The organism is Stenotrophomonas sp. STEN023, assembly GCF_056760135.1.
Genome location: NZ_JBRREF010000004.1, coordinates 1 through 16,346 on the forward strand (window position 1 = coordinate 1; position 16,346 = coordinate 16,346).

Annotated in this window: 16 protein-coding genes; 4 read left to right on the forward strand and 12 right to left on the reverse strand. The window is 65.0% G+C overall.

Annotated features, from left to right (window positions below; translation table 11 throughout):
• Positions 1-171: 171 nt before the first annotated feature.
• Positions 172-903, reverse strand: coding sequence for a YceI family protein (locus ACVOLV_RS01435; protein ID WP_481552796.1), 732 nt, complete (start codon positions 901-903; stop codon positions 172-174).
• A gap of 90 nt (positions 904-993) precedes the next feature.
• Positions 994-1,584, reverse strand: coding sequence for a malonic semialdehyde reductase (locus tag ACVOLV_RS01440; RefSeq protein WP_282272292.1), 591 nt, complete (start codon positions 1,582-1,584; stop codon positions 994-996).
• Between the two features lie 132 nt (positions 1,585-1,716).
• Here ACVOLV_RS01440 and ACVOLV_RS01445 point away from each other — a divergent pair, with 132 nt between their 5' ends.
• Complete coding sequence (locus ACVOLV_RS01445) at positions 1,717-2,688, forward strand: mitochondrial fission ELM1 family protein (protein ID WP_481552797.1); 972 nt, start codon at positions 1,717-1,719, stop codon at positions 2,686-2,688.
• A 173-nt stretch (positions 2,689-2,861) separates the two neighbouring features.
• Positions 2,862-3,347 (forward strand): YajQ family cyclic di-GMP-binding protein, encoded by a 486-nt coding sequence (locus ACVOLV_RS01450; protein ID WP_293705345.1) that lies wholly within the window; start codon positions 2,862-2,864, stop codon positions 3,345-3,347.
• A gap of 21 nt (positions 3,348-3,368) precedes the next feature.
• Here ACVOLV_RS01450 and ACVOLV_RS01455 read toward each other — a convergent pair whose 3' ends face one another.
• From ACVOLV_RS01455 to ACVOLV_RS01465, 3 genes are all read right to left on the reverse strand, one after another.
• A complete protein-coding gene (locus ACVOLV_RS01455) occupies positions 3,369-4,466 on the reverse strand; it encodes a helix-turn-helix domain-containing protein (protein WP_481552798.1) in 1,098 nt (365 codons plus the stop codon).
• A 92-nt stretch (positions 4,467-4,558) separates the two neighbouring features.
• Positions 4,559-5,683: an NAD(P)-dependent alcohol dehydrogenase gene (locus ACVOLV_RS01460; protein WP_481552799.1), complete on the reverse strand. Its 1,125-nt coding sequence runs from the start codon at positions 5,681-5,683 to the stop codon at positions 4,559-4,561.
• A gap of 13 nt (positions 5,684-5,696) precedes the next feature.
• A complete protein-coding gene (locus ACVOLV_RS01465) occupies positions 5,697-7,160 on the reverse strand; it encodes a benzaldehyde dehydrogenase (RefSeq protein WP_481552800.1) in 1,464 nt (487 codons plus the stop codon).
• A 222-nt stretch (positions 7,161-7,382) separates the two neighbouring features.
• Between ACVOLV_RS01465 and ACVOLV_RS01470 the strand changes: the two genes are divergently transcribed.
• On the forward strand, positions 7,383-7,946 hold the full coding sequence (locus ACVOLV_RS01470) for a DUF1415 domain-containing protein (RefSeq protein WP_303747665.1): 564 nt from the start codon (positions 7,383-7,385) through the stop codon (positions 7,944-7,946).
• A gap of 182 nt (positions 7,947-8,128) precedes the next feature.
• Here ACVOLV_RS01470 and ACVOLV_RS01475 read toward each other — a convergent pair whose 3' ends face one another.
• The 5 genes from ACVOLV_RS01475 to ACVOLV_RS01495 all read right to left on the reverse strand — a co-directional run bounded on the left by ACVOLV_RS01475 (position 8,129) and on the right by ACVOLV_RS01495 (position 13,039).
• A complete protein-coding gene (locus ACVOLV_RS01475) occupies positions 8,129-8,806 on the reverse strand; it encodes an HAD family hydrolase (RefSeq protein WP_481552801.1) in 678 nt (225 codons plus the stop codon).
• On the reverse strand, positions 8,806-9,513 hold the full coding sequence (locus tag ACVOLV_RS01480; protein WP_481552802.1) for a pseudouridine synthase: 708 nt from the start codon (positions 9,511-9,513) through the stop codon (positions 8,806-8,808). The genes ACVOLV_RS01475 and ACVOLV_RS01480 overlap by 1 nt, the downstream gene beginning before the upstream one ends.
• A complete protein-coding gene (locus ACVOLV_RS01485; protein ID WP_481552803.1) occupies positions 9,510-10,568 on the reverse strand; it encodes a class I SAM-dependent methyltransferase in 1,059 nt (352 codons plus the stop codon). Before ACVOLV_RS01485 ends, ACVOLV_RS01480 begins: the two co-directional genes overlap by 4 nt.
• A 94-nt stretch (positions 10,569-10,662) precedes the next feature.
• Complete coding sequence (locus tag ACVOLV_RS01490; RefSeq protein ID WP_303747669.1) at positions 10,663-10,956, reverse strand: DUF3247 family protein; 294 nt, start codon at positions 10,954-10,956, stop codon at positions 10,663-10,665.
• 64 nt (positions 10,957-11,020) lie between these two features.
• Positions 11,021-13,039 carry an ATP-binding response regulator gene (locus ACVOLV_RS01495; RefSeq protein WP_481552804.1) on the reverse strand — a complete coding sequence of 673 codons (2,019 nt, stop codon included), beginning with the start codon at positions 13,037-13,039 and terminating at the stop codon, positions 11,021-11,023.
• A gap of 183 nt (positions 13,040-13,222) precedes the next feature.
• Between ACVOLV_RS01495 and ACVOLV_RS01500 the strand changes: the two genes are divergently transcribed.
• On the forward strand, positions 13,223-13,792 hold the full coding sequence (locus ACVOLV_RS01500; RefSeq protein WP_481552805.1) for a DUF3016 domain-containing protein: 570 nt from the start codon (positions 13,223-13,225) through the stop codon (positions 13,790-13,792).
• 213 nt (positions 13,793-14,005) lie between these two features.
• Here ACVOLV_RS01500 and alr read toward each other — a convergent pair whose 3' ends face one another.
• Complete coding sequence (gene alr / locus ACVOLV_RS01505; protein ID WP_481552806.1) at positions 14,006-15,076, reverse strand: alanine racemase; 1,071 nt, start codon at positions 15,074-15,076, stop codon at positions 14,006-14,008.
• Positions 15,076-16,341 carry a D-amino acid dehydrogenase gene (locus ACVOLV_RS01510; protein ID WP_282272146.1) on the reverse strand — a complete coding sequence of 422 codons (1,266 nt, stop codon included), beginning with the start codon at positions 16,339-16,341 and terminating at the stop codon, positions 15,076-15,078. The genes alr and ACVOLV_RS01510 overlap by 1 nt, the downstream gene beginning before the upstream one ends.
• Positions 16,342-16,346 lie beyond the last annotated feature (5 nt).

Consider the following 16,346-nt stretch of genomic DNA (forward strand, 5'->3'; position numbering starts at 1 on the left):
GCAGACACACCATCAGCTCGCACAAAATGCGAACACCTTCAGCAACCTCAGCTTCGCGGCTGACGCCGCTCCCACAAACAAAGCGGGAAAGCGGGAAGGCCAGAACGACAAAGGCCCGCCGATGGCGGGCCTTTGCGTTTACTGCGTGCTACGAAGAAACCGCTGACGCGATTACTTGGCTGCAGCTTCCTCGGCCTTCGGGATCGAGGCTTCGGTGGTGATGCGGACCTTGACGTCATCGCTGACGGCCGGGGCATAGGCGCCCACGCCGAAATCGCTGCGCTTGATGGTGGTGGTGGCATCGAAGCCGACCGACGGCACCTTGGCCATCGGGTGCTCGCCGGCACCGTTGACGGTCACGTCCAACACCACCGGCTTGGTGATGCCCTTGACGGTCAGGTCACCGGTCACGGTCAGCTTGTTGGTACCAGCGGCTTCAACCTTGGTGCTCTTGAAGGTGGCGGTCGGGAACTTGGCGGCGTCGAAGAAATCGGCGCTGCGAATGTGCTCGTCGAACTTGGCGGTGAAGGTGTTCAAGCCGGACAGCGGCAGGGTCACTTCCACGCTGGACTTGCCCACGTCAGCGGCGTCGTACACCAGGGTGCCGTCAGCGTTGCCGAAGTGCGCGCTCGGGTTGGAGAAGCCCATGTGGCTCCACTGCACCAGCACGTCGGTGTGGCTCGGGTCGAGCTTGTAGGTGCCGGCGGCGATCTGGATCGCAGCAGCTTCCGGGGCAGCCGGGGCAGCAGCAGCGGCATCGGCCGGCGTAGCGGCGGCATCGGCCGGCGCAGCGGCGGTGTCGGCCGGGGCGGCAGCCGGGGCAGCGGTGTCAGCCGGCTTGGAGCAGGCGGTGATGGCGGCGGCCAGGGCCAGCGGGAGCAGCAACTTGGTCATAGCGGACATGGATCTCTCCTTGGAGGTGATAGACGGGATCATTCTGGACAAGCAAGGCGTCAGCCAAGGTGACGGACGCCGCGTGGAACACTTCAACAATCAGGCAATACGCGCGGCTTCGTCGAACGAAAGCCGCGGCAGGCGCGGGAAGATGCCGGACGGGTCGCCATAGCCCAGATTGACGAGGAAATTGGACTTGATGGCGGTGCCGGCAAAAAACGCTTCATCCACCTTGGCCGGGTCGAAGCCCGACATCGGGCCTGCATCCAATCCCAGCGCGCGCGCGGCGAGGATCAGATAGGCACCCTGCAGGCTGCCGTTGCGGAACGCAGCCTCGTGGCGGCCTTCGCGCGGGCCGTCAAACCAGGCCTTGGCGTCGGTGTGGGGGAACAGGTAAGGCAGCTTCTCGTGGAAATCCAGGTCAAAACCAATGATCGCCGTGACCGGGGCAGCCAGGGTCTTGGCCAGATTGCCCTCGGACAGGGCGGGCGCCAGCTTCTGCTTGGCTTCGGCCGATTTGACGAACACGAAGCGCGCCGGGCTGGCATTGGCGGAGGTGGGTGCCCACTTCAGCAGGTCATACAGGGCGCGCAGCTGGCTGTCCTCGACCGGACGGTCCTGGAACGTGTTCTGGGTGCGGGCGGTGCGGAACAGCTGGTCAAGCGCGGCATCGTTGAAGATGTCGGACATGGAAACTCCGTGGTGAATTGGCTACGGTCGTGACATTGCACGGGTCGGCCCCGGACAATGATCACGCCGATCAGAGGCCTCAGTGTAGAGCCCTCTGGCTGTTGCAACACCCAGCCTTATTGAAACGAATTAATGCCATACGCGAAACGATCGACGCTCCCATGGACGATCACCGACGGCCGCGCCGGCAACGTGCGCCAGGCGGTGGCGTTGGCGTCCGCGCTGGCGCTGGGCGGCCAGCAGCGCCTGCAACTGCTGCCACGGGCGCCGTGGCGCTGGCTGTCGCCGCGCCTGCTGCCGGGCGCTGCGCGGGGCTTTGGGCCGCAGTTCGCGCAGCTGGCCGGCAACCCACCGGCGCTGGCGATTGGTTGCGGCCGGCAGGCGGCGGGCGCATTGCGGGTACTGGGCCAACGCGGCAGCCGCACCGTACAGATCCTCGACCCTCGTATTCCCCCGCGCCACTGGGACCTGCTGGTGGTGCCCGATCACGACCGCCTGCGCGCGGACAACGTGCTGACCCTGTTGGGCAGCCTCAACCCGGTCAGCGATGACTGGCTGGCCTGGGGCCGGGCCGCGTTCTCCAGCTTCGAGCAACTGCCAGGCCCGCGCACCGCCTTGCTGGTTGGCGGCCCCACCGATCACGCGCCGTGGCAGGACAGCGACATCCAACCGCTGTTCCAGCAACTGGCGGCACGCATCCGCGCCGAAGGCGGCAGCGTGCTGGCCACCACCTCGCGGCGCACCCCCAAACCGGTGACCGCTGCCCTGCTGCGGGCCTTCGACGACGTGCCCGGGGTGATCTGGGCAGATGGCGGCGACGGCTCAAATCCCTATGCCGGCCTGCTGGGCTGGGCCGACCGCATTGTCTGCACGCCAGACTCGGTCAACCTGCTGTCGGAAGCCTGCGCCACCCGTGTGCCGGTCGGCGTGCTGCTGGGCCAGCGCTCGCAGGAACGGATGGCGCGCTTCCAGCAGGCCTTGCGGGAGCGAGGGCGGTTGCTGGATGGGCTGGCGGCGTTTGATGCTGACTTGAATCTCGCGGTTGAGCCATTGCGCGAGACCACCCGGATTGCGGCTGAGGTGAAGCTGCGCTTGGGGTTGTGAGCGTGGTTGCTGTTGCTGCGCTGCTTCCAACTGCGGCCCTCGACCCCGGTCCTGCCAAGGCAACGACAACAGCAACCGCAGCAGCAACGCCAACAACCATGGGCAGCGCCTCCACCATTCCCCGCCCGCCAATCGCCTAGAATGACCGCTGTTTTCTGATTGGAGCAGGCCCCATGCCTTCTTTTGACGTCGTATCCGAAGTTGACAAGCACGAGCTGACCAACGCCATCGACCAGGCCAACCGCGAGCTGTCCACCCGCTTCGATTTCAAGGGCGTGGCCGCAAGCTTCGAGCAGGATGGCGAGAAGCTGATCAAGCTCACCGCGCCTACCGATTTCCAGCTCAAGCAGATGTCGGACATCCTCAAGCAGCGCCTGGCCGCGCGTAACATCGACTTCCGCTGCATGGAATTCGGCGACATCGAGACCAACCTGGGTGGCGCGCGCCAGCAGGTGACGGTCAAGCAGGGTATCGAGCAGAAGCTGGCCAAGCAGATCGCCGCCAAGATCAAGGAATCCAAGATCAAGGTCGACACCCAGATCAATGGCGACAAGCTGCGCGTCAACGGCAAGAAGCGCGATGACCTGCAGGAAGTGATGGCGCTGCTGAAGAAGGGCGACTTCGAACAGCCGCTGCAGTTCGACAACTTCCGCGACTGATGTAAACCCCTTGCAGCAGGCTCAACCGGCCTGCTGCAGCTTGCGGTACAGGGTGGTGCGCGAAATACCCAGCTGACGTGCCGCGGCGCTGAGATTGCCAGCATGCGCAGCCACCGCTTCACGTACCGCCTGTACCCCCTGCACACGCAACGAACTCGCCGCTGCCATCGCCACCGTCTGCGTACTGGCACGCGCGCGTACCGGCCCGCGCAGGTACTGCACCTGCAAGGCACTGTCCGCACGCAGCGGCACCCGATGTACCGGCCCTGCCTGCAACAGGCGGCGACGCTGGTGCACGCTGGCTTCGGCAAACACCCCGTCCAGGCGCATCAACGGCAATGCGCCGCTGCGCGGCAGGCCAAGAAGGCGCCGCGCCACGCTGTTGGCGGCACGCAGCTGGCCGTCCTCGTCCACCGCCAGCACGCCCTGTAGCGGCGTGCCCAACCAGCGCGTGTCGTGCTGCACGGCCAATAGATGGCAATCGCGCTGCTGCTGGATCAGCTGGTTCTCGATCGACAATGCGGCCTGGCGAAAATAACCACGCAGCAGTTCACTGTCGCGCTCACCGATGCCGGTGATATCCAACGCGCCCAGCACCTCGCCATCGGCGCCGTGCAGCGGCACGCTCAGGCAATAGACTTTGGAGAATTCATCGAGGTAGTGCTCGTTGCCGCGCACCAGCGCAGGTGCATCCTCGGCCAGCGCACAGGACGGCGCGGTGGTGCCGATCTCGATCTCGCGCACGCGGCGCCCGACCTGGATAGGCCGCAGTATCGCCTCATCGCCCAGACCGTGTTCGCGCTGGGCGATGATCAGGCCGTCGCGATTGACGCAGAACAGGGTCCAACGGCGACCGCCAAAGGCTGCCCATAAGTCGTCCATGTCCTGGCGCACACAGCGCGCAAGCAGGCGGTCCGCTGGATCATCCAGACGCAGCTTGCGCTGCGCCAACGATGAATACTGTGGCGCCTGTTGCGGACGCACGCCCGCTTGCCGCGAGCGCTCCCAGGAACGCAGCACGGCCGGTGCCAGTAGTTGCGCAGGCAGGCTGCCGCCTTCCGCAAAGCGCTGTCGCGCTGCTGCCAGGCGTTGCTGCTGTTGCACGAGCGTGGTGGCCATGGGCGTCCTCCAGACAACTGCGCCCAGCCTACACCCCGCTCGCTGACTGAATCGCCATCGCGGGCCAGCACGGCCCGCGATGGCTTGTTCCATCAGCCGATCTTGAGGATCGGTTTCAAGGTGATGCCCTTGGTGCTGTCCTCGGCCGCCTGGTTGATCTGCTCCAGCGGATAGAACTTGACCAGTTTGTCGAACGGGAAGCGGCCCTGCTGGTACAGCTGTACCAGCTGCGGAATGAATACCTTGGGCACGCTGTCGCCTTCAACGATGCCACGAATGCTGCGGCCGCCCAGCAGCAGGTTGTTGATGTCGAACGCGGCCTTGGTGCCCAGCTTGGGCGCACCCACCACACCGATCACGCCAAGACCGGCCAATGCTTCGATGCCCTGCTCCAATACCTCAGGGCGACCGGTCGATTCCAGCGCGAAGTCAGCGCCGCCGTCGGTGATGGCTCGCACCGCCTCGATCACATCCACCTCGCGGCTGTTGATCGTGTGGGTAGCGCCCAGTTCCTTGGCCAGTTCCAGCCGCGACGGCACCACGTCGATGGCAATGATGGTGGTGGCACCGGCCACACGCGCAGCCATCACCGCGCTCAGGCCAACCGCACCTGCGCCATAGGACGCAAAGCTGCTGCCTGCGCCAACCTTGAGCGAGTTGATCACCGCACCGGCACCGGTCTGGATGCCACAGCCCAACGGACCGAGCAGCTCCAAGGGCGCATCGACGGGCACCTTGATCGCGTTGTTCTCGCGGCTCAGTGCATAGGTCGCAAACGAGGACTGGGCAAAGAAGTGATCGTGCAGCGGCTGACCGTGCGGGTCCTGGATGGCGGTGCTGCCGTCCAGTTCACCACCGCCGAAATTCAGGCCGAAAAAGTCCTTGCAGTAGGCACCATGGCCACCGCTGCAGGGATTGCAGTGGCCACAGGCACCGTAGGTAAGCACCACGTGGTCGCCTACCTTCAGATCCTTGACGCCCGGACCCAGTGCTTCGATCACGCCCGCACCTTCGTGGCCGAGCACCGCCGGCAACGGCACCGGGTAGTACTGGTCGCGCACGATCAGGTCGGTATGGCACAGGCCGGTGGCAATCACCCGCACCAGTACCTCGTCATCCTTGGGCCCACGGATGCGGGCTTTTTCGATGGTGAACGGCTTTTCCTTCTCGCGCACCACCGCCACGGTGATGTCACGCAGTTCTGCAGATGCACTCATGGGTTTCTCCTGTTCAGAGCGGATAGGCCGGGGCTTCGCCCTTGATGGTCAGCCATTGCCATTGGGTGAATTCCTCGATGTTGGCCGGGCCACCGATGCTGCTGCCATTGCCCGAGGCACCGACGCCACCAAACGGGTTGATGACTTCGTCATTCACGGTCTGGTCGTTGATATGCAGGATGCCGGTATGCAGCTGTTCGCCCAGCTTCAAGGCACGGCCGACATTGCTGGAGACGATCGCCATCGACAGGCCGTACTCGGTGTCGTTGGCCAGCGCTGCGGCTTCCTCATCGGTATCGAACGGCACCACCACCGCCACCGGTGCGAAGATCTCCGCACGGAAGGCGGGATTGGTCTTGTCCACACCACTGAGCACGGTCGGCTCGAAGAACAGATCCTGATAGGTGCCGCCGGTTTCCAGCGTCGCGCCGGCCGCTGCGGCCTCGGCCACCACGCGTGCGGCGTGGTCGCGCTGCTGCGCGTTGATCAAGGGGCCGAGTGCGACATCGGCAAGCGCCGGATCACCGACAGTGAGTGATTGCGCTTTGGCGATGAGCTTTTCCAGGAACTGCGCATAGATGCCACGCTGGACCAGCACGCGGCCGGTGGCCATGCAGATCTGGCCCTGATGCAGGTAAACGCCCCAGGCCGTGTTGGCGATGGCCAGATCGATGTCCGCGTCGTCCAGCACGATCAGCGCGTTCTTGCCGCCGAGTTCCAGCGACACTTTCTTCAGATGCCGGCCGGCTGCTTCACCAACCTTGCGGCCAGCAGCGGTGGAACCGGTGAACTGGATCATGGCGATATTGGGATCGCTGGTCAGCGCCGCACCCGCTGCGCCGTCGCCCGGCAATACATGCAATACGCCGGCCGGCAGCCCGGCCAGTTCAAACAGGCGGGCGATCACGAAACCACCGCACACCGCCGTGCGCGGGTCGGGCTTGAGTACCACCGCATTGCCCAGCGCCAGCGCCGGTGCCACCGCGCGCATCGCCAGGTACAGGGGGAAGTTGAACGGGGAGATCACCCCGACCACACCCAGCGGCCGACGTCGCGCCAGATTCAACCGGCCCGACGCCGAGGGCAGGATCTCACCAACGCTGCGCGAAGGCAGCGCGGCGGCCTCGTGCAGGGCCTTGGTGCTCACCTTGTTCTCGAAGCCGGCCTTGAGCTTGGTCGAACCGGACTCACGCACCAGCCAGTCGATGATCTCAGCCGCATGTTCATCGGCCAGCTGTGCGGCGCGGCGCAGCACCTGCGCGCGGGCTTCATAGGGCGCATTGGCCCAGTCGCGCTGTGCCTTGGCGGCGGCGGCGGCAGAGCGCGCAACCTGCGCCGGGTCGGCCATCGCAATGCTGCCCAGCACCTTGCCGGTGGCTGGCTCGATCACGTCCTGCTGGCTGCTGCCGGCCTGCCATTGACCATCAAACTGCTTGCCCGCCCATAGCGCGGGGGGAAGAAATACCTGTTCTGCCATTGCCTGTACTCCTAGCGTGGTCTGTGCCGACATTGAATACCTGCGCCCGGCCACTGCCTATTAGCCTTCGGCAAGATCCTTGCAAGCCGCTGAAAGCATGGGAATTTCAACAATGCACGCTGTCCAGTTTGTGGACAGTGAACGCCATCGCGATGACAGCACGACGGCAACCCACGCCGAGGACCACTACAATCGCCTGCCCTGCCAGCCTGAGCGCCAGCCATGAACGAAGAAGCCGCCATCGATCCCATCGCCGTCACCCGCAACTGGGTGGAGAAGGCCGTGATCGGATTGAACCTGTGCCCGTTCGCCAAGGCGGTCTACGTCAAGCAGCAGGTACGCTTCGTGCTCAGCGATGCCAGCACGCCCGAGGCGCTGCTGGAACAGCTGGCCGAGGAGCTGGTGTTGTTGCGCGACACCCCGGCCGAGCAGATCGACACCACGCTGATCATCCACCCGGACGTGCTGGAAGATTTCCTGGACTACAACGATTTCCTCGAAAACGCCGATGCGGCGGTGGAAGCCTTGGATCTGCAAGGCATCCTGCAGGTGGCCAGTTTCCACCCGCAATATCAGTTCGCCGGTGCCGCGGCCGATGACGTCAGCAACTACACCAACCGTTCGCCCTACCCCACCCTGCACCTGCTGCGCGAAGACAGCGTTGAGCGTGCGGTGGCCGCGTTCCCGGACCCGGACGTCATCGTCGAGCGCAACATCGCCACGCTGGACAAGCTGGGCGTGGAAGGCTGGCACCGTGTCTTGGCCGGTGGTGAAGGCAACGCCTGAGAGATGACCTGTAGTGCCGAGCCATGCTCGGCAAGGGGCCTTACCAGCAATACCCAATGTAGTGCCGAGCCATGCTCGGCAGGGGCGTTACCGGTAACGCCCCTGCCGAGCATGGCTCGGCACTACATTGGGTATTGCTGGTAAGGCCCCTTGCCGAGCATGGCTCGGCACTACAGTGAGACCTAGGCCGCGCTTACCGGCAGCCATTGCTGCAGCAGTTCGCGTACGTCGTGCAGCGAGGCGGTGATGTGGTGGCCGTAGCCACGCACTTCCTCGTCCGGTTCCAGCAGGTCCGGAATCTGGATCGTGGTCATGCCGGCTGCCAATGCGGCGCGTACGCCGGTGGGTGAATCTTCCAATGCCAGGCAATGTGCCGGAGCAATGCCCAGTCCATGTGCGGCGTGCAGATAGATATCCGGCGCCGGCTTGGAATGGGCGACATCGCTGCTGGTGGCAACGAACTGGAAATACTGCAGCAAACCCGCCGCCTCCAGCTTGCGCTGGGCCAGCGGTGAACGGGTGGCGGTGGCCACCGCGCGCGGGATGTCGTGCTCGCGCAACAACTCCAGCAACTCGATGATGCCCGGGCGCAGCGGCACGCCAGCATCGACGATGTCGGCATAGCGCGCATAGGAATCGGCCAGCAGCGCGTCGGTCCGTTGCATGCCCAGCACGTCGGCCAGCTTCTGCCGGGTGGTCGCATCGGAGGAGCCAATCAAGGACAGCAGCAGCGGGCGCGGCAAGGCATAACCATGCTCCTGTGCGGTCTGTTCCAGGCAACCCATCAGCGCACGTTCGCTGTCCAGCATCAGCCCGTCCATGTCGAACACCAGCGCCTGCGGGCGGGCCAGCAATTCCATCAGGCCTGCTCTCCGAACAGCACGGCCAGATCGGCGGCATCGAGCTGACGCCATTGGCCTTCAGGCAGATCACCCAGACCCAGCCCACCAATGCGCGAACGGTGCAGCGCCTGCACGTGGTTGCCAACCGCCGCGAACATGCGCCGTACCTGGTGGTAGCGGCCTTCGTGCAGGGTCAGACGTGCAGCGCGCGGGCCCAGCACTTCCAGCTCGGCCGGCAACAAGGGCTTGTCGTCCGATTCCAGCAACAGCGCGCCGCTGGCGAACTGCGCGGTCTCGTTGCCGCTCAAATCTTCCGCCAGCTGCGCTTCGTAAACCTTGTCCAGCTTCGACTTCGGCGACACGATGCGGTGCAGCAGCTGACCGTCATCGGTCATCAGCAACATGCCCGAGGTATCGCGATCGAGACGGCCGACGCTGGACAGCACCGGATCACGGTCGCGGAAGCGCTCAGGCAGCAGCTCGTAGATCAGGCGACCGTGGTCCTTGGTCGAACAGGTGTAGCCGGCCGGCTTGTGCAGCATCAGGATCAACCCCGGCGGCGGGTCCAGCACTTCGTCATCGATGCGGATGTTGTCGTGCTCGACCTTGTCGTCGGCATACAGCACATCGCCCTGCGCATCGGTGATGCGGCCTTCGCGGAACATCTGCTGCACCTGCTTGCGACTACCGTAACCGAGGTTGGCGATGTGCTTGACCAGCTTCATGCGCGGCCCCGCGTGCCGACGATGACCTTGAAGCCATCGCGTTCGGCTGCAACCCGCACTTCACCGAAGCTCTCGGTGAGGATCTGCTCGTAGGGCAGATGGCGGTTCGCCACCATGAACAACTGCCCGCCCGGACGCAGCGACTGCGCGGCGACGGCGATGAAGCGGCGGCCGATGTCGGGCCGGTCTTCGCGCGCCGGGGTGTGGAACGGCGGGTTGGAAACAATGAAGTCGTAACGGCCATCAATGCCGGCGGTGACGTCCTGCCAGCGGAAATCCAGCTTCACCCGCTCGCCCACGTCGGCCAGGTTGTGGCGGGCCAGGGCCAGCGCGCGCGCCTCGGCTTCGTACAGGTCCAGCGCGGTGACCTTGGGGCAGCGCGCCAGTACTTCGGTCGCCAGATAGCCCCAGCCAGCGCCCAGATCGGCACCGCGCCCGGCCAGATCCGCCGGCAGCTGTTCCACCAGCAAGGCCGAGGCCGGATCAATGCGGTCCCAGGCGAACACACCGGGGCGACTCAGGAAGCGGCCATCAACGATCTTGCGCGGCGCATCCAGCGCGGCCCAGCGCTTGTGCAAGGCCTGATCGTGCTTGCCTTCGGCCGGCACCGACCAGTACGCGCGGCAGTGGTTCTTGGTCAGGGTGCCGCCCAGACCGGCCAGCTGCTGCAGGTCGCTTTCGCCGGAGCGGGCGCCTTCGTTGTTGGACTGGCAGGCGAGGATGATGCCGCCCGGGGCCAGCTTGCTCAGTGCCTGCGCAAACAGCGCGCGGGCTTCGTCACGCTGCCGCGGCGGCAGTACCAGCACCAGCGCGTAGCGTTCGTCGGATTGCTCCAACGCCTGCTCATCGCGCACTTCCCAGCCGCTGCGCTGCAGGGCGTCGGCAAACGGGCGGAAGCTCTGCGAACAGACCAGCTGCGAGGCGTCGGCGTGTTCGCGCAGCGACCAACCGTCCTGCGCGCGCAGGAACAGTACCGGCCCCTGCGGCCAGCGCAGACCAGCCTTGGAGAACGGGAGAAACAGGGTTTCCAACGGAGCGTCGTGCGGAGCGGGCATGCCGGTAATTCGTCTAGCAGGGCCGGCCATTCTACCGGGCCAGCCCGTGTCACCGGCCGCAGCCAGCTGAATGAGGGCTCGCAACCGCGATGGATCAGGGTTCGGCGGCCGGCAGGTGCAGCACCTGCAACACGCTGTCCAGCCAGATCACATGCTCCTGGCAGGCCCGCAACAGGTCTTCCAGGCGCACCGTGGCGTTCACCCCGGGCTGCTCGTTATGGTCGGCAAAGTGCTGCAGCGCAGGCTGTGCGGTGACGGTGCCGGCGACCCGACTGCCGTCCTTGAGCACCAGCATTACCCGCGCCTGCTCAGGCAATTGGCCGAGCAGCGCCTCGAGCGATGCGATGAACATCGGGTCGGAATAAACATGGGGCGCGTACAGGGGCATGGCAGCGTCCGCAGGTGAACGCCGTCACATTAGCGCTTTTTCGCGTGAAACCCGTGCAAAGAAATCAGCGCGGCAAGCGCGCGTCGCGGATCGCTGAAATCAGCTGGGTCACGCTGTACGGCTTGGCCACATGCCCCTGGAACCCCGAGGAGAACGCACGACGCCGATCATCGGCGCGGGCCAGCGCGGTCACTGCCACTGCCGGCAGCTCGTCAGCACCCACGCCCAAGGTCTGCCGCAAGGTGTGGATAAGGCCGTAGCCGTCCATGCCCGGCATGCCGATATCACTGATCAATACATCGAAGGCGGTATGCCCGCGCAGGTCGAGCAGCTCCAGCGCTTCGGTAGCGGTATTGGCGGTAACCACGGACGCGCCCTGCTCTTCCAGCAGGCGACGGATGTAGCCCAGCATGTCGACCTGGTCTTCCACTGCCAGCACGCGCAGCCCCTGCAAGGCATTGGGCACCAGCACCTGCTCGCCGATGCGCCCACGCTGTACCCGTCGACGCGGGTGGCTGACCGCCTTCTGTGCCTGGAACTCCGGCAGGCGCACGCGGAAGGTGGAACCGCGCCCGGCACCGGCACTGGCGGCCGACACGGTGCCGCCATGCAGCTCGGTCAACTGCTGGACGATGGCCAGGCCCAAACCCAGCCCGCCGTGGCGGCGGGTGGTGGTGCTGTCGGCCTGGCTGAAGCGACTGAACAGATGCTCAAGAAACTCTGGCGCGATGCCGTCGCCGTCGTCCTTGATCTGCACCACCAGATGCCCGGCCTCGTGCAGCAGGCTGACCTCGATCCGCCCTTCCACCGGGGTGAACTTGATCGCATTGGACAGCAGGTTGCCAAGAATCTGCTGCAGGCGGGTGGCATCGCCGAGTACCGGTTGCGGCAGCTCGGGCAGCTCCACCAGCAGCGTCTGCGCCTTGCCCTCGACCACCAGTTCCTGCGCGCGCACGGCTTCACGTACCTGCTCGGCCAGGTCCAGCACTTCCACTTCCAACTGCACCTTGCCCAGCAACATGCTGCTCAGGTCGAGCATGTCCGACATCAGGTGCTTCTGCGTCATCGCGCTGCTGGCGATCACTTCCATGCCACGCCGCATCGGGTGATCAGGTTCCATCCGCTGCAGTAGCAGCTCACTCCAGCCCAGCACCGTGGTCAGCGGCGTGCGCAGTTCGTGCGAAAGCGTTGCAAGGAACTCGTCCTTCATCCGCGCCATGCCTTCGGCCGCGTTGCGCGCCACGCGCTCGGCGGTAAGCAGGTCTTCGCGGGCCATTTCGACCTCGCGGCGCTCGGTGATGTCCGGGCTGTTGCCGGCCAGGCCGATGAAGCGCCCATCCGCGGAGAAGCGCGGAACCGCGTTCATTTCCAACCAGCGCCATTGCCCGTCATGCCTGCGCACACGGGTATTGGTGTGTAACTCGGTGCGATCGCCCAGCGCGGCGCGCAGCTGGAATTGGAACGAGGCGAGTTCATCGGGGTGCAATAGCCGCTGCCAGGGATCGGTGCCCAGATCCTGATCGGGATGCAGCCCGAAGAAAGTGAAGAACGCGGTGTTGACGAAACGCAGCTGGCCCTGCTCATCCAGCACCCATACCGGCATCGGCAAGCCATCGGCCAGGGCGCTGAAGCGCGCCTCGCTTTCGGCCAGCTCGGTTTCAATGCGCTTGCGGGCGGAGATATCGAACAGGAACACCGCCACCTGGTGTTTGTCCGGCCTGCCGATACGTACCGCTTCCACCGAGTACCAGCGTGCCGGTGCCGACACCTCACGCTCGAACTGGCTGATGCCACCATCGCTCAGCACCTTGGCAAAGGCCTGGAACCACTCCGCATCCATTGCCGGCACCACCTCGCTGGCGCGATGACCGGTGACATTGCTCAGCCCGGTGACCTTCTGGAAACCGGCGTTGACCTTGCGGTAGATGAAATCGACCGCGACACCGCCGTCAAACACCAGCTCGATCACGCAGAAGCCACTGGCCACCGCGTTGAATACCTCCCGATAGAGGCTGGAGCTATCCAGATCCTCTTCGTCCAGAGACAGCAACGAAAGGTGTGAGTCCGGGTTGGGAGCAGGCATTGTCGGGAAGGAGCAGGTGGCAGCAAAGAAGGAGGTGGATGCCGGGGAGTCTGGGCGATGACCGATCCACACCCCGTGATGATGAACCATCGCGCAATCCGCCGCTGCGCGCCTGGAGCCATTCATTGCAGGGTATGCGTATCGGCTTCACACTTCGCTCATCGAAGTCCCCAGGAGTACGTAATGAAAACCCTGACCATTACCGGACTTGCCCTGGCCTGCCTGCTGGCTGTCGGCGGCGTCGACGCCAAGCCGCGTACTGTTACCGACCCCGAGGCACCGCGTGCCCTGAGTGTCGAAGGCCCGGTACAGGTGCAATGGACCGATCCAAGCCAATTCACCGAACTGCGCTACAGCCGCAACCGTTGGGAAGCCGAGCGCGGCAACTGGGTGGAGACCTTGGCCGACTACCTGCGCGCGCAGGCCAGCAAGCAATTGCCGCCGGGACAGAAACTGGATGTGACCATCACCGACATCAAACGTGCTGGCGATTACGAGCCGTGGCACGGCCCGCGCCTGGATGACGTACGCGTGATGCGCGACATCTACCCGCCGCGCATCACCCTGCAGTTCACCCTGACAGACGCCAATGGCCAGGTCATCGACCAGGGCGAGCGCAAGCTGTCCGATACCGGCTACCTGCTCAACAGCAGCTTGCCCAGCAACACCGACCCGCTGCGTTATGAGAAGCGCCTGCTCAATGACTGGGTGCGGCGTGAGCTGCAGAGCGATCGAACTACGGCTGGCGTGTAAAGCGTAATTGATTGAAACGAAAAGGGCCGCATCGCGGCCCTTTTCCCCTGTAGTGCCGAGCCATGCTCGGCAGAGGCTTGCCCGATAGACCCCACCCGCAGTACCGAGCCATGCTCGGCAAAAGCGTTACCAACACTGCATCAGCAAAGAGCCAACCCCTCCCCAACCCTCCCCTCCGCCTACGGCGCAAGGGAGGGGGCAAAGGCCTTGTTCCTACAGATACACCCGCGGCGTGCGCTTTAGGCTGCACGGCAAGCGATAGGCGCTGGTATTGCAGCGCGGTGCCAACTCCGAGATGGTGGGTGCATTTCCCCACAACTGCACGATGCTGCCGCGTGCCGCCTGCGGGTGATCGGTCAGGTCCACGGTCAGCATGTCCATCGATACACGACCAATCAGTCGCCCCGGTACGCCATCGATCAACACCGGTGTGCCATTGGGTGCGAACTGCGGATAGCCATCGGCGTAGCCCATCGCAACCACGCCTACACGCGTTGGCTTTTCAGCAACAAAACGCGCGCCGTAACCCAGCGGTTCGCCGACGGCGAGTTTGCGCACCGCGATCACCCGCGATTGCAATGTCATCACCGGGCGCAGCTGCGCGGCATGCGGGCTGGGCTGCGGATACAACGGATCGGCACCGTACAGCATCAGCCCGGGGCGTACCCAGTCACTGCGCACATCCGGCCAGCCCAACAGCGCCGGCGAATTGCACAAACTGGTTTCACCTGCCAAGCCTTCGGTTGCACGGACGAAAACATCGAGCTGTTCGCGGGTACGGTTGCTGTCCAGCTCATCGGCGCGCGCCAGGTGGGTCATCAACACCAGCGGGCCGACCTGCGGCAGTGCGGTCAGGCGCGCGTGCGCGTCGCGGAACTCCTCCGGCGACAAACCCAGCCGATGCATGCCACTGTCCAGCTTCAACCAGATGCGCAGCATGGCATCGGTCTTGAACGCCTCAACCGCTTCCAGCTGCCACGACGTGGCCACCACCACCCAGAAATCGTGCTCGACGATCAGCGGCAGTTCGGCCGCATCAAAGAAGCCTTCCATCAGCAGGATCGGGCCGCGGATACCCGCCTGACGCAGCTCCAGCGCCTCTTCGATGCAGGCCACGCCAAAACCATCAGCCTCGTCCTGCAGCGCGCGGGCGCAGTTCACCGCACCGTGGCCGTAGGCATCTGCCTTGATGATCGCCAGCGCCTTGCCACCGCCGAGCTGGCGGGCCAGCCGGTAGTTGTGGCGCAGTGCGTCCAGGTCGATCAGTGCCTGTGCCGGGCGCATCAGTGCTGGCCCTTGCCGTAGCGGAAGATATCCAGGCCTTCGGTGCTGATCTGCGGCTGCTTGCCGCTCATCAGATCGGCCAGGTAACGGCCAGAGCCGGCCGCCATGGTCCAGCCGAGGGTGCCGTGGCCGGTATTGAGGAACAGGTTGCGGTAAGGCGTTGCGCCGATCACCGGCGTGCCGTCCGGGGTGGCCGGGCGCAGGCCGGTCCAGAAGCTGGCCTGCGACAGATCGCCACCGTCCGGGTACAGGTCCTTGACCACCTTCTCCAGCGTGGCGCGACGACGCGGTTCCAGCGACAGATCGAAGCCGGCCACTTCGGCCATGCCGCCAACGCGGATACGGTCCTCGAAGCGGGTGATGGCGATCTTGTAGCTCTCGTCGAGGATGGTCGAATTCGGCGCCATCGCCGCATTGGTGATCGGCAGGGTCAGCGAGTAACCCTTCAGCGGATACACCGGCAACTGCATGCCCAGCGGTGCCAGCAACTGCGGCGAGTAGCTGCCCAGCGCGAGCACGTAATGATCGGCGGTTTCCAGCTTGCCGTTGATGCGCACGCCGGTGATGCGGTCACCATCGGTCTGGATCGAGGCGATGTCCTGGTCGAAGCGGAACTCGACGCCGGCCGCTTCAGCCAATGCCGCCAGTTTGGTGGTGAACAGCTGGCAGTCGCCGGTCTGGTCCTCGGGCAGGCGCAACGCGCCGACCAGCATTTCGGTCTTGCCGGCCAGCGCCGGCTCAACCCGGGCGATGCCCTGGCGATCCAACACTTCGTAGGGCACGCCGTACTCGCGCAGCACCTCGATGTCCTGCGCGGCGGCATCGAGCTGCTGCTGGGTGCGGAACAATTGGGTGGTGCCGAGCTGGCGGCCTTCGTAATCGATACCGGTGGCGGCGCGCAGCTCGTTGATGCAATCGCGGCTGTAGTCGGACACCCGCACCATGCGCGCCTTGTTGACCGCATAGCGGGCGGAGGTGCAGTTGCGCAGCATCTGCCACAGCCAGCGGTACTGGGCGATGTCGGCGGTCGGACGGATCGCCAGCGGCGCGTGTTCTTCGAACAGCCACTTGATTGCCTTGAACGGCACGCCCGGGGCGGCCCACGGCGAGGTATAGCCGAACGACAGCTGGCCAGCGTTGGCGAAGCTGGTTTCCAGCGCCGGCGCCGGCTGCCGATCCACTACGGTGACCTCAAAGCCGGCCTGCCGTAGATACCAGGCACTGGTCGTGCCGATCACACCGCTGCCAAGCACCAGAACGCGCATTTTCA

Excerpts from the sequence above, each read along its gene's own strand:
- ACVOLV_RS01435 (WP_481552796.1), bottom strand. The coding sequence starts at position 903 with ATGTCCGCTATGACCAAGTTGCTGCTCCCGCTGGCCCTGGCCGCCGCC.
- ACVOLV_RS01440 (WP_282272292.1), bottom strand. The coding sequence starts at position 1,584 with ATGTCCGACATCTTCAACGATGCCGCGCTTGACCAGCTGTTCCGCACC.
- ACVOLV_RS01445 (WP_481552797.1), top strand. The coding sequence starts at position 1,717 with ATGCCATACGCGAAACGATCGACGCTCCCATGGACGATCACCGACGGC.
- ACVOLV_RS01450 (WP_293705345.1), top strand. The coding sequence starts at position 2,862 with ATGCCTTCTTTTGACGTCGTATCCGAAGTTGACAAGCACGAGCTGACC.
- ACVOLV_RS01455 (WP_481552798.1), bottom strand. The coding sequence starts at position 4,466 with ATGGCCACCACGCTCGTGCAACAGCAGCAACGCCTGGCAGCAGCGCGA.
- ACVOLV_RS01460 (WP_481552799.1), bottom strand. The coding sequence starts at position 5,683 with ATGAGTGCATCTGCAGAACTGCGTGACATCACCGTGGCGGTGGTGCGC.
- ACVOLV_RS01465 (WP_481552800.1), bottom strand. The coding sequence starts at position 7,160 with ATGGCAGAACAGGTATTTCTTCCCCCCGCGCTATGGGCGGGCAAGCAG.
- ACVOLV_RS01470 (WP_303747665.1), top strand. The coding sequence starts at position 7,383 with ATGAACGAAGAAGCCGCCATCGATCCCATCGCCGTCACCCGCAACTGG.
- ACVOLV_RS01475 (WP_481552801.1), bottom strand. The coding sequence starts at position 8,806 with ATGGAATTGCTGGCCCGCCCGCAGGCGCTGGTGTTCGACATGGACGGG.
- ACVOLV_RS01480 (WP_481552802.1), bottom strand. The coding sequence starts at position 9,513 with ATGAAGCTGGTCAAGCACATCGCCAACCTCGGTTACGGTAGTCGCAAG.
- ACVOLV_RS01485 (WP_481552803.1), bottom strand. The coding sequence starts at position 10,568 with ATGCCCGCTCCGCACGACGCTCCGTTGGAAACCCTGTTTCTCCCGTTC.
- ACVOLV_RS01490 (WP_303747669.1), bottom strand. The coding sequence starts at position 10,956 with ATGCCCCTGTACGCGCCCCATGTTTATTCCGACCCGATGTTCATCGCA.
- ACVOLV_RS01495 (WP_481552804.1), bottom strand. The coding sequence starts at position 13,039 with ATGCCTGCTCCCAACCCGGACTCACACCTTTCGTTGCTGTCTCTGGAC.
- ACVOLV_RS01500 (WP_481552805.1), top strand. The coding sequence starts at position 13,223 with ATGAAAACCCTGACCATTACCGGACTTGCCCTGGCCTGCCTGCTGGCT.
- alr (WP_481552806.1), bottom strand. The coding sequence starts at position 15,076 with ATGCGCCCGGCACAGGCACTGATCGACCTGGACGCACTGCGCCACAAC.
- ACVOLV_RS01510 (WP_282272146.1), bottom strand. The coding sequence starts at position 16,341 with ATGCGCGTTCTGGTGCTTGGCAGCGGTGTGATCGGCACGACCAGTGCC.